Annotated in this window: 8 protein-coding genes; 7 read left to right on the forward strand and 1 reads right to left on the reverse strand. The window is 73.4% G+C overall.

Going from position 1 to position 12156, the window contains the following annotated elements; genetic code table 11:
- Positions 1–44: 44 nt before the first annotated feature.
- From AC6H2I_RS21550 to AC6H2I_RS21580, 7 genes are all read left to right on the forward strand, one after another.
- Positions 45–749: a Crp/Fnr family transcriptional regulator gene (locus tag AC6H2I_RS21550; protein ID WP_497502768.1), complete on the forward strand. Its 705-nt coding sequence runs from the start codon at positions 45–47 to the stop codon at positions 747–749.
- A 221-nt stretch (positions 750–970) separates the two neighbouring features.
- A complete protein-coding gene (gene ubiT / locus AC6H2I_RS21555; protein WP_497502769.1) occupies positions 971–1600 on the forward strand; it encodes a ubiquinone anaerobic biosynthesis accessory factor UbiT in 630 nt (209 codons plus the stop codon).
- A 1-nt stretch (position 1601) separates the two neighbouring features.
- A complete protein-coding gene (gene ubiU, locus AC6H2I_RS21560; protein WP_497502770.1) occupies positions 1602–2588 on the forward strand; it encodes a ubiquinone anaerobic biosynthesis protein UbiU in 987 nt (328 codons plus the stop codon).
- A gap of 14 nt (positions 2589–2602) precedes the next feature.
- A complete protein-coding gene (gene ubiV / locus AC6H2I_RS21565) occupies positions 2603–3523 on the forward strand; it encodes a ubiquinone anaerobic biosynthesis protein UbiV (RefSeq protein ID WP_497502771.1) in 921 nt (306 codons plus the stop codon).
- Positions 3524–3838: 315 nt separating this feature from the next.
- On the forward strand, positions 3839–5869 hold the full coding sequence (locus AC6H2I_RS21570) for a methyl-accepting chemotaxis protein (protein WP_497502772.1): 2031 nt from the start codon (positions 3839–3841) through the stop codon (positions 5867–5869).
- Between the two features lie 114 nt (positions 5870–5983).
- Positions 5984–8635 carry an alanine--tRNA ligase gene (gene alaS / locus AC6H2I_RS21575; protein ID WP_497502773.1) on the forward strand — a complete coding sequence of 884 codons (2652 nt, stop codon included), beginning with the start codon at positions 5984–5986 and terminating at the stop codon, positions 8633–8635.
- A 102-nt stretch (positions 8636–8737) separates the two neighbouring features.
- A complete protein-coding gene (locus AC6H2I_RS21580; protein WP_497502774.1) occupies positions 8738–9583 on the forward strand; it encodes an AAA family ATPase in 846 nt (281 codons plus the stop codon).
- Between the two features lie 3 nt (positions 9584–9586).
- Here the strand turns inward: AC6H2I_RS21580 and AC6H2I_RS21585 are convergent.
- The coding region (locus AC6H2I_RS21585; RefSeq protein WP_497502775.1) for a tetratricopeptide repeat protein at positions 9587–12156 on the reverse strand (2570 nt) is incomplete at its 5' end.

The following is a 12156-nucleotide window of genomic DNA, read 5'->3' on the forward strand; positions in this document are numbered from 1 at the left end:
GCGTCCCGGGCACGCCCGCGAGACCTCTGGACCGGACCCCCGACGTGAAGAAGACCGACATCGCCGCGGCGTGGCAGGGACTCGCCAACTGCAGGGGCTGTGGTGTGCGCGACCTCGCCCTCTTCGCCGATCTCACCGCCGGCGACTTCGGCCTCATCCACCTGCCCATCGACGAGCTGAGCATCCCGCCCGGCAGCACCCTCTACCACTTGGGCGACGAGCCCACGGCGGTGTTCACGGTGCGCGCCGGCCTGGTCAAGCTGGTGCAGTACCTGCCCAGCGGCGGCCAACGCATCGTCCGGCTGCTGCGCCGCGGCGACACCGCCGGGCTGGAGGCGGTGCTGGGCCAGCCCTACCAGCACAACGCGATCGCCGTGCACCCCGTGCTGACCTGCCGCATCCCGAGGGCCGTCATCCAGCGCCTGTCCGACGAAACCCCGCGCCTGCACCGCCAGCTGATGAACCGCTGGCAGAAGGCGGTCGAGCGCGCCGACGCCTTCCTGGTGGAGCTGGGGACCGGCACGGCGCGGGCCCGGGTGGCCCGCCTGTTTCTCACCCTGACCGGCGGGGACGACGACGCCTGCGACCTGTTCGGGCGCGAGGACGTCGGGGCGATGCTCGGCATCACCACCGAGACGGCGAGCCGGATGGTGGCGGAAATGAAGCGCCAGGGCGTGGTGAGCGAGCTCAGCCCCAACCGCTTCCGGTGCGACCGGGACGCCTTGCAGGCCATCGCCGACGAAGGATGATCCACCGGGGATGATCCACCGGGGATGATCGCCCGGGGAGAGCGCCCGGGGAGAGCGCCCGGGGCCCGGTCCGCCGCCGCGCCGGCGGGACGGCGCGACACATCGTCTCTTGATCCCGGTCAAGGCTCGACCCCGGCCGGGGGGCGGAGCATGCTCCCCGCCTCGACGCGACCGGCACGCCCGTGCCGGACCGCAGCCCCGCCGCAGGAGTCCGCCCGCGCATGCCCGAACGCCGCCCCAGCCCCGCGGCGGACGACCACGTCCGCCGCCTCGAAGCCCGCCTCGCCGGCATGGCGCTGCGCGCCGCGGGCCGGCTCGTCCCGGCCGTCGGCGCCGCCCTGTTTGACGGCGTGCTCGCCACCCTGGCGCGGACCCATCCGCGCGCCCTGGCGGCGCTGCGGGAGATGCCGGCGGGCACGGTGCTGATCGACCCCGTCGACCAGCCCGTGGCCCTGCTGCTGGCGGTCGGCCCGCGGCCGCGCCTGCGCCTGGCGGCCAAGGCCGCCGCGGCGGACGCCGCGATCCGCGGCCCGCTCGGCGCGCTGATGGAGCTTCTGGAAGGGCGCATCGACGGCGACGCCCTGTTCTTCCGCCGCACCCTGCGCATCGAGGGGGACACCGCCGCGGTGGTCGCCCTGCGCAACGCGCTGGACGGCGAGGAGATCGACCTGGTGCAGGACCTGGCGTCGCTGGCCGGGCCGCTGCGCCACGTGGTGCCCCGGCTGCGCCTCGACGCGGCGCGCGCCGTCGACGCGCTCGACGGCGTGCGGACGGTGCTGCTGGCCCCGGTGCTGCACCGGATCGACGCGCTGGAACGGCGGGTCGCCGACCGTTCCCGACGGGAGGCGTGAGGTGGCCGGGTTCGAGCTGATCTGCCCGGCCGGCACCCCCGCGGCCTTGCGGGCCGCGGTCGACGCCGGCGCCGACGCCGTCTATTGCGGCTTTCGCGACGAGACCAACGCCCGCAACTTTCCCGGCCTGAACTTTTCGCGCGACGACCTGGCGGAGGGGATCGCCCACGCCCACGCCCGCGGCTGCCAGGTGTTCGTGGCCATCAACACCTACCCCGCGGCCGGCACCCCCGGCCCGTGGCGCCGCGCCGTGGACGACGCCGCGCGGCTGGGCGCCGACGCGGTCATCCTGGCCGACCTCGGCCTGCTCCACCACGCCGCCACCACCCACCCGGGGCTGCGGCTGCACCTGTCGGTCCAGGCGTCCGCCGCCAACCCGGAATCGGTGCGCCTGTTCGTGGAGGAGTTCGGCGTGCGCCGCGTCGTGCTGCCGCGCGTCCTGACCGTCGCCGACATCCGCGGCCTGGCCGCCGCGACCGGGGTGGAGGTCGAGGTGTTCGTCTTCGGCGGCCTGTGCCCGATGGCCGAGGGGCGCTGCTCGCTGTCCTCCTACGCCACCGGCCTGTCGCCCAACAAGCAGGGGGTGTGCTCCCCGGCCAGCCATGTGCGCTACGAACAGCGCGGCGACACCCTGGTGTCGCGGCTGGGCGCCTTCACCGTCAACGCCTTCGGGCCGGACGAGCCGGCCGGCTATCCCACCTTGTGCAAGGGCCGCTTCACCGCCGGCGGCCGCGCCTCCTACCTGTTCGAGGAGCCGACCAGCCTCAACGCCCTGCACCTCCTGCCGGAGCTGGAGGCCGCCGGGGTGAGCGCCCTGAAGATCGAGGGCCGCCAGCGGGGCAAGGCGTACATCGCCGCCGTGGTGGGCGCCTACCGCCAGGCCATCGACGCGTACGCCCGCGACGGCCGGGTGCCCGCCATCGACCTCGACGCGATGATCGAGGGGGCCCAGTCCACCGCCGGCGCGTACCGCCGGGCCTGGCGCTGACACGAGAGGACTCCATGCCCGCCACCCCCCTGCTGACCCTGGGGCCGCTGCTGTTCAACTGGCCGGCCGCCACCGTCCGCGACTTCTACGCCCGCATCGCCGACGAGGCGCCGGTCGACCTCGTGCATCTCGGCGAGATCGTCTGCTCCAAGCGCGCCCCGTTCCTCGACGAGGTCCTGCCGGAGGCGGCGGACCGCCTGGTCGCCGCCGGCAAGCGCGTGGTGTTCTCCACGCCGATCCTGGTCACCACCGAACGCGAGCGCGCCGCGGTGCGTGCCCTGGTGGCGGCCGAGGGCCTGGAGGTCGAAGCCAACGACCTGGGCGCGGTGGCCCAGCTCGCCGGTCGCCCCCACGCCATCGGCCCGTTCGTCAACGTCTACAACGAAGCGACCCTGGGCTGGCTGGCCGGGCGCGGCGCCACCGCCGTCTCGCTGGCGGCGGAGCTGCCGCGGGCGTCCGTGGAGGCCCTGGCGGCGCAGGCGCACCGCCTGGGCGTGGCGGTGGAGGTCCAGGTGTTCGGCCGCGCACCGCTGGCCATCTCGGCGCGCTGCTACCACGCCCGGGCGCACGGCCTGCACAAGGACGGCTGCCAGTTCGTGTGTGGCCAGGACGCCGACGGGCTGGCGGTCGAGACCCTGGACGCCCAGCCCTTCCTGGCGGTCAACGGCACGCAGACCCTGTCGCACGCCCATCTGTGCCTGGCCGGCGAGGTCCCCGCCCTGCGCGCGGCCGGCGTCGACCGGCTGCGCCTGTCGCCCCACGCCGTCGACATGGTGCGGATCGCCGGTGCGTTCCGCGCGCTGCTGGACGGCCGGCGGGACGGCACGCAGGTCGCGGCCGAGATCGCCGGGCTGCTGGGGCCGGCCCCGCTGGCCAACGGATTTTTCCACGACCACCCCGGCGCCGAACGCGTGCCCCTGGCCGCCGGCGCCTGACCGACCGTCGCGACGCCGGCCGCCGGGTCCGCGGCCACCGCCGCGCACGTTCCACGACACACTTGCCAAAGGGCGCTGAAACAAGTTTGTTCTTGCGGTTCGGACGGCTTGATCCATCGCAATACTTCGCCGTGGCGCACCAAGTTGCTTGCGCGGGGGGAGATCAGAACCTCCAATGGCGCAGCCACGGCCCGGACATTCTCCCGTATCCGGCGCCGGGGCCGGCACCAGGCCGCCGGGTGCAACCGCGCAAACCTCCCGCCCGCACCCGGTCGCCAAGCCGCCCTCAACCCGCGCCACGGAACGGAACGAACCATGCTCGACTGGACGAAGAACACGAAGATCGGCACACGGATTGCCATCGGCTTTCTCCTTCCGATCTTGGGCCTGGTCGGGTTTTCCGGGTATGTGGTGATCGATCGCGCGGTCATCGTCCGCGACACCCAGGGGTTGAGTGCGCTCGCCGTGATCGCCGCCGACGCCAGCGCGCTGGTTCACGAGCTGCAGCGCGAGCGCGGCGCCTCGGTCCTGTTCCTGTCGAGCGGCGGCGAGTCCTTCGGCAAGCAGCTGGCCGAGCAGCGCCAGCGCACCGACGCGGCCTTCGCCACGTTCGAGGCCGCGCGGCCCGGCGCCGCCGACGGCGGCGCGGCGCCGCTGCTCGACGCCGCCGCCGCGGACACGCGCACGGCGACCGGCCTGCGCGGCGCGGTCGACCGGGCGGCCGTGGCCCCGCCGGCGGTGCTCACCACCTACACCGCGGCGGTGAAGCGCCTGCTGGCCACCGTCGGCGAGATGGCGGCGCTGGCCCGCGACCCCGTGGTGTCGCGCATGACCATGGGCTACGTCGACCTCATGCAGGCCAAGGAGAGCGCCGGGCTGGAGCGCGCGCTCGGATCGGGCGCGCTGGCGCGCAAGGGGTTCGACGCCGCCACCTTCCGCCGGTTCGTCGGCCTCCAGGCGGAGCAGGACGCCGCGCTGGAGCGGTTCCGCCGCAGCCTGGGCGCCGCCGCCGCACGCTACGACGCGGTGTTCGCCGGCATCCCCGCCGACCGCCTGACGGCCGCCCGGGAACGGCTGTGGGAGCATGACTTCGAGGCGCTGACCGCGCCGGACTGGTTCGCCCTGACCAGCGAGCGCATCGACCGCCTGAAGGAGGCCGAGGACGCGGTCGCCGCCGACATCCTGGACCGCGCCGGCGCGGTCATCGCCACCGCCCGGCTGGCGCTGATCGTCGAGGGCGTCGCCATCCTCCTGGGCGTGCTCGCGACCGTCGCGGTGGCGGTGGTGATCGCCCGCAGCATTGCGCGCCCGGTGCAGCGGCTCACCGGCGCCATGGCCCGGCTGGCCGACGGCGACACCGCCGTCGCCGTCAGCGATCTGGAGCGGCGCGACGAGATCGGCGCGATGGCGGCCGCGGTGGAGGTGTTCAAGACGCACAAGCAGGAGGCCGACCGATTCGTCGCCCTGCAGCGCGACGAGATGGCGGCCAAGGAGCACCGCCGGACCGCCCTGGAGACCCTGACCGGCGGATTCGAGGCGGAGGTGACCGGCGTGCTGCGCATCGTCACCGAAGCGGCCGAGGAGATGGCGGAGACCGCGGCGAGCCTGAACGCCAGCGCCGGCACCGCCAGCCGGCGCATCGACGAAACCGCCGGGGCCGCCGCCCAGGCCGCGCAGAACGTCGACGCGGTGGCCGCCGCCGCCCACCAGCTCACCGCCTCGATCGACGAGATCGCCCGCGAGGTCGACCGCACCGCCGCCGCCTCGCGCAGCGCCGTGGAGCGGGCGCGCGACGCCGACCAGCTGGTCCACGGCCTGTCCGACAACGCCCAGAAGATCGGCGAGGTGATTGGCCTGATCAACGACATCGCCGGCCAGACCAACCTGCTGGCGTTGAACGCGACCATCGAAGCGGCGCGCGCCGGCGAGGCCGGCAAGGGCTTCGCGGTGGTCGCCAGCGAGGTCAAGAACCTGGCCAACCAGACCGCCGGGGCGACGGGACAGATCGCCAGCCAGATCGCCGCCGTGCAGGCCTCGACCGAGCGGGCGGTGGCGGCGATCCAGGCCATCAGCGCCACCATCGCCGAAATCGACGGCATCGCCGGCGCGGTGGCCGCCGCGGTGGAGGAACAGAGCGCCGCCACCCGCACCATCGGGGCCAGCGTCACCCAGGCGGCGGACAGCACCCGGGTGGTGTCGGAAACCATCACCACGGTGGCCGGCGCCGCCCACGAAACCGGGGCCGCCGCCGACACGGTGCGGGCGACCTCGGGCGACCTGGCCCATCAGGCGGAGGCGTTGCGCCGCCAGGTCGAGACCTTCCTCGCCGGGGTGAAAGCGGCCTGACGGGTCACGCGACCGTGGTCGGGGTCTGGCCTCCGGTGGACAGGCACACCAACTCAAGCTAAAAGCACCCGTTCGGCCGCTTGAGGCAGACGCGTTCCGGAGCCCGACGATCCTATGAAGACCGCCAACGACATCCGCGCCACCTTCCTGGACTATTTCGGCAAGAACGGCCATCGGGTCGTCGAGTCGTCGCCGCTCGTGCCGCGCAACGACCCGACGCTGATGTTCACCAACGCCGGGATGGTGCAGTTCAAGAACGTCTTCACCGGTGCCGAGAGCCGCCCCTACTCGCGCGCCGCCACCTCGCAGAAGTGCGTGCGGGCCGGCGGCAAGCACAACGACCTGGACAACGTCGGCTACACCGCGCGCCACCACACCTTCTTCGAGATGCTGGGCAATTTCTCGTTCGGCGACTACTTCAAGGAGGACGCCATCGCGTTCGCCTGGAATCTCATCACCAAGGAGTACGGGCTGCCGGCGGACAAGCTGACCGTCACCGTCCACACCAGCGACGAGGATGCGGCGGCGCTGTGGCGCAAGATCGCCGGCCTGCCCGACCAGCGCATCATCCGCATTCCCACCGACGACAATTTCTGGCGGATGGGCGACACCGGCCCCTGCGGTCCGTGCTCCGAGATCTTCTACGACCACGGCCCGCACGTGGCCGGCGGCCCGCCGGGCAGCCCGGACGAGGACGGCGACCGCTTCATCGAGATCTGGAACCTGGTGTTCATGCAGTTCGAGCAGCGCGGGCCGGACGACCTCGTCCCCCTGCCCCGCCCGTCCATCGACACCGGCATGGGGCTGGAGCGCCTGGCGGCGGTGCTGCAGGGCAAGCACGACAACTACGACATCGACCTGATGCGGTCGCTGATCCTGGCCTCGGCCGACGCCACCGGGACCCCTCCGGACGGCGCCCACGCCGTCTCGCACCGGGTGATCGCCGACCACCTGCGCTCGTGCTCGTTCCTGATCGCCGACGGCGTGCTGCCCTCCAACGAGGGGCGCGGCTATGTCCTGCGCCGCATCATGCGCCGCGCCATGCGCCACGCCCACATGATCGGCGCCCGCGACCCGCTGATGCACCGGCTGGTGCCGGCCCTGATCACCCAGATGGGCAGCGCCTATCCGGAACTGGCCCGCGCCCGCGCCCTGATCGTGGAGACGCTGAAGCTGGAGGAGACCCGCTTCAAGCAGACGCTGGAGCGCGGGCTGCGCCTGCTGGACGAGGAGGAGGGGCGGCTGGACAGCGACCAGGCGCTGCCCGGCGCCGTCGCCTTCAAGCTGTACGACACCTACGGGTTCCCGCTCGACCTCACCCAGGACGTCCTGCGCGGCCGCGGCCGCGGCGTCGACGAGACCGGATTCAAGGCGGCGATGGACGAGCAGCGCCGCAAGGCGCGGGAATCCTGGGCCGGCTCCGGCGAGGCCACGACCGAGCGGCTGTGGTACGAGGTGAAGGACGAGCTCGGCGCCACCGAGTTCTTCGGCTACGACACCGAGATCGCCGAGGGCAAGGTGACGGCGCTGGTCAAGGGCGACGTCCGGGTCGACCGGGCCGGGGTCGGCGACCCGGTCATGGTCGTCGTCAACCAGACGCCGTTCTACGCGGAGTCCGGCGGCCAGGTCGGCGACACCGGCGTCATCTTCTCGTCGTCCGGCGCCGAGGTCGCGGTGTCCGACACCCAGAAGAAGCTGGGGGCGGTCTGGGCCCATGTCGGCACGGTGACCAAGGGCACGCTGGGCGTCGGCGACGTGGTCGAGCTGCGGGTCGACGGCGAGCGCCGGGCGGCGATCCGCGCCAACCACTCGGCCACCCACCTGCTGCACAAGGCGCTCCAGGACCGGCTGGGCGAGCACGTCACCCAGAAGGGCTCGCTGGTGGCGCCGGACCGCCTGCGATTCGACATCTCGCAGCCCATCCCGCTGAGCGCCGACGACGTCGACGCCGTTGAGGACGTGGTGAACGCCCGCATCCTCGCCAATTCCGAGGTGGTGACCCGGCTGATGAGCCCGGACGAGGCCAAGGGCATGGGCGCCATGGCGCTGTTCGGCGAGAAGTACGGCGACGAGGTGCGGGTGGTCTCCATGGGCGGCCCGCACGGCGAGCTGCAGCGCGACTATTCCATCGAGCTGTGCGGCGGCACCCATGTGCGGCGCACCGGCGACATCGGCCTGTTCAAGGTGGTGGCGGAGGGCGCCGTCGCCGCGGGGGTGCGCCGCATCGAGGCGCTGACCGGGCGCGGCGCCTTCGCGTGGCTGGAGCATCGCGACGCCCTGCTGGGCGAGGCGGCCTCGGCGCTCAAGGTGGCGCCCGCCGAGGTCCCGGCCCGGGTGGCCGCCCTGGTCGAGGAGCGCCGCAAGCTGGAGCGCGAGGTGACCGAGCTGCGCCGCCAGGTCGCCATGGGCGGCGGCGGCGCGGCCGGTGCCGCGGTGAAGGAGGTGAACGGCGTGAAGTTCCTCGCCCGCGTCGCCGAGGGGCTGCCGGCCAAGGACCTCAAGCCGATGGCCGACGACCTGAAGACCCAGGTCGGCTCCGGCGTCGTGGCGGTGATCGCCGTCAACGACGGCAAGGCGTCGGTGGTGGTCGGCGTGACCGCCGACCTGACCGGCCGCTTCAGCGCCGTCGACCTGGTGCGCACGGCGTCGGAGGCGATGGGCGGCAAGGGCGGCGGCGGGCGTGCCGACATGGCCCAGGCCGGCGGCCCCGAGGGCGACAAGGCCGACGCGGCGGTGGCCGCCCTGGAGGGGGCGCTGGCGGGCTGACCGTCCCCCCCTGGGGGGCCGCGGGGCGGTGTCGCGCTGGACAGGCCGGCCGGGATCGGAAAGGATGGCCACCGTCGCCTTTCCACAGCACGAGCGGACGCCATGCGCTTCACCGGCACCGACAGCTACGTCGCCACCGAGGACCTGATGGTGGCGGTCAACGCCGCGGTGGCGTTGGAGCGCCCGCTGCTGGTCAAGGGCGAGCCGGGGACGGGCAAGACGGTGCTGGCCGCGGAGATCGCGAGCAGCCTGGGCCGGCCGTTGATCGCCTGGCACGTCAAGTCGACCACCAAGGCCCAGCAGGGCCTCTACGAGTACGACGCGGTGAGCCGCCTGCGCGACAGCCAGCTCGGCGAGGCGCGGGTGCACGACGTCGCCAACTACATCGTGCCCGGCAAGCTGTGGGAGGCGTTCGAGGCGCCGCAGCCGCCGGTGCTGCTGATCGACGAGATCGACAAGGCCGACATCGAGTTCCCCAACGACCTGCTGCTCGAACTCGACCGCATGGAGTTCCACGTCTACGAGACGCGCCAGGTGGTCAAGGCGCGGCAACGGCCGGTGGTCATCATCACCTCCAACAACGAGAAGGAGTTGCCGGACGCCTTCCTGCGCCGCTGCTTCTTCCACTACATCCGCTTCCCCGACACCGCGACCATGGAACGGATCGTCGAGGTCCACCACCCCGGCCTCAAGCCGGCCCTGCTGCGCGAGGCGCTGGGCCTGTTCTACGAGCTGCGCGCGGTGCCGGGGCTGAAGAAGAAGCCGTCGACCTCGGAGCTTCTGGACTGGATCAAGCTGCTGATGGTCGAGGACGTCGACCCCGCCACCCTGCGCGCCACGGACGCCCGCACGGTGATCCCGCCGCTGTGCGGCGCGCTGCTGAAGAACGAGCAGGACGTCCACCTGCTGGAGCGGCTGGCCTTCCTGGCGCGGCGCGAGGGGCGCTGAGCGTCAGTTCATCGGCGTCGGCTGGGGCGACTGGCGGCCCTTGTAGCCCTTCAGGAACTTCTGGAACACGTCGACCTCGGCGACCCGCGACCGGATGGTGTTCACGTCGACCAGGCCGGTCGCCTGATCGGGCCGGGTCAGCACCCGGAAGGCGTCGGCGTCGGCGGTCTGCTCCATGGCCGGCCCGAACTCCTTGCGCAGCAGGCTGAGCCCGGTGGCGTCGCCGGCCAGCGCCAGCGCCACCGCCCGGTTGAGCACGAGTTGCGAGCGGTCGCCCTCGAGCGCCCCGTCGGTCACCGGAGCCGGACCGATCAGCTTGCCCAGCGCCACCGCCGCCTGGTTCCAGTTCTGGGCGCGCCACGCGATGTCGACGCGCAGCAGGTTGGCGTCGTCGCCGTCGTCCTGGGCGAGCAGCTGCAGGGCCTCGCCGGCCCGGCCCATCTCGGCCAGGGCCTTGGCCTGCATGGCCCGGCGCTGGCCGGCCAGATCGGGCGGGATGCCCGGCACGTTGCTCATCTCCAGCGCCTTCAACGCCAGGTCCGGCTTGCCGTCGAGCAGGCGCACCGACGCCAGGCGGGTGCCCACGTCCGCCTTCTGCTCGCCGGCCAGCCGGTACTCGACCTGATGCTGCAGCAGGTCGGCGGCACGCCCCAGCAGGTCGATGTCGATCAGCCGCTCCGCCAGCTGGCGGATGATGCGGTCGCCCTCGGTGCCGACCGGGGTCAGTTCGCGGAACTGGTCGTAGAGCTGGAGCGCCTCCAGGGTCGGCAAATGGGCCGCGCCGTCCTTGTAGAGATCGGCGAACTGGCGCTGCATCTCCGCGCCGATGCGCTCCGCCTGGGGGGTGTCGGCGACCAGGGCGGCGGTCTCCTTCATCGTCTCGAAGCCCTGGGCGTACTGGCCGGCGGCCATCTGCATCTCGCCCAGGCGCTGGCGGATGGCGATCTCCAGCTCGTCGCCACGCCAGGCGAAGGTCAGCCCGGCCAGCTTCTCCACCGCCGATTCCGGCGACATCCGGCCTTCCAGGACCTCCAGGTTGATGAGGTCGAGCCCGGCCTTGGCCCGATAATAGCGGTCCAGGCCGTTGTAGGCGGCGGTCCATTCCTCCAGCGCGCGATCGATCTCGCCGGCCTGGCGGTACAGCTCGCCACGCAGGTACTGCATGTCGGCGCGCTCGTTGGCGTCGGCGCCGACGCGCTGCTCGATGCGGTCCAGCAGGCGCTTGGCCTCGGTCAGGTCCTCGTTCTTCAGCGCCGCCTCGGCGGCGAGCAGGGACAGCCGGGACAGCAGGGGCTCGGGGTAGGAGCGCAGCAGCGTCCCCGTCGCCTTGAAATTGCCGGCCGCGGCCGCCCAGTCCCCGTTCTCGGCCGCGATCGCGGCGCGCCAGAGGGCCGCTTCGGCGTTGTTCTCCAGACCAGGGTCGGACAGGTCGGCCGCCGCTCCGGCACGGTCGCCGGCCAGGAAGCGCGCGCCGCCGCGCAGCGCCCGGTAGGCCGGCCAGCCCTCCAGGTCGGGCTGCGACGCCTGCAGCACCTCCAGCATGCCCAGCGCCTCCGGCCCGAAGCCGTTGGCGAAGAAGAACCGGGCAAGGTCGAGCTGGGCGCGCGGACGCTCACCGTCCGGCGCCTCGGCCGCGTCCATCTGCAATTGCTGGCGCGCCTGCGTGAACTGCTCGAATCCGCCGTGCCGCCACGCCTCGAGGTTGAACAGGCGGCTGTCGCTGAGCGGCACCTCGGCGGTGAGCGGCGCCGCGGGCCCCGGCGAGGCGCCGCCCTGCCCGACCGGGCCGGTGCCGTCGCCGGGCGCCGCGGAGTCTTGGCCGTCAGCAACCTGGGGAGCGGCGCCGGCGTCGTCCGCCGGCGACAGGTGGAGGCCGCCGGCGGCCGTCAGCTCGACCCCCTCCTTGACCGGCCGGACCGTCACCGCGTCGGCGATGGGGCGCACCACCACCCCCTGGAAGGACGGCAGCACCTCCAGATCGACCATGCGGTAGCCCTGGACGACCGCCTGGCCCGGGGTCGGCAGGGGCACCACCTGCAGCCGGTCACCGACGTCCGGGTCGGTGAACTGCACCACCGACGCAGCGTCGGCGGCGCGCACCACCATCCGCGCGCCCAGCAGGAAATCGGGGTCGGCCTCGACCGGCAGGCTGTCCGGCGCGGCGGCGGTCAGCCGGGTGGCCGGGACGATGCGCCACACCGTTCCCTCGCGCTCGACGCGCGGCCACACGAAGGGGCCGATGCGGGTGCGGAAGACCGTGCCTCCGGTCGCCGGCACCGGCTCGATGCCGCCCACGACCTCGGCGTTGGGCCCGACCACCGCCCCGGACCCGATGGGCAGGGGCTTGTCGAAGACGATGTAGAGGTGGCCGGCCCGGGGGTAGACCGCCGCCGCCGCCGGGCCGCCGGTGTCGAACACCAGGGCCGGCCCGGCCGCCGCGGGACGCTCCGCCGCGGCGGCGGAACCGACCGGCGACGGCGCCATGGCGGTGTCGAGGGCGGCCGCCGCGGGCGGCTCGGCCGGCAGCACCGGCAGCGGCGCGGGCGCCGACGCGCCCGACGGATCGGGGCGCA

This window comes from Azospirillum sp. NS33 (assembly GCF_059703765.1).

Bases quoted from the DNA above. Each gene is read 5' to 3' on its own strand.
- ubiV (WP_497502771.1), top strand. From the start codon at position 2,603: ATGCCCGCCACCCCCCTGCTGACCCTGGGGCCGCTGCTGTTCAACTGG.
- AC6H2I_RS21570 (WP_497502772.1), top strand. From the start codon at position 3,839: ATGCTCGACTGGACGAAGAACACGAAGATCGGCACACGGATTGCCATC.
- alaS (WP_497502773.1), top strand. From the start codon at position 5,984: ATGAAGACCGCCAACGACATCCGCGCCACCTTCCTGGACTATTTCGGC.
- ubiT (WP_497502769.1), top strand. From the start codon at position 971: ATGCCCGAACGCCGCCCCAGCCCCGCGGCGGACGACCACGTCCGCCGC.
- AC6H2I_RS21580 (WP_497502774.1), top strand. From the start codon at position 8,738: ATGCGCTTCACCGGCACCGACAGCTACGTCGCCACCGAGGACCTGATG.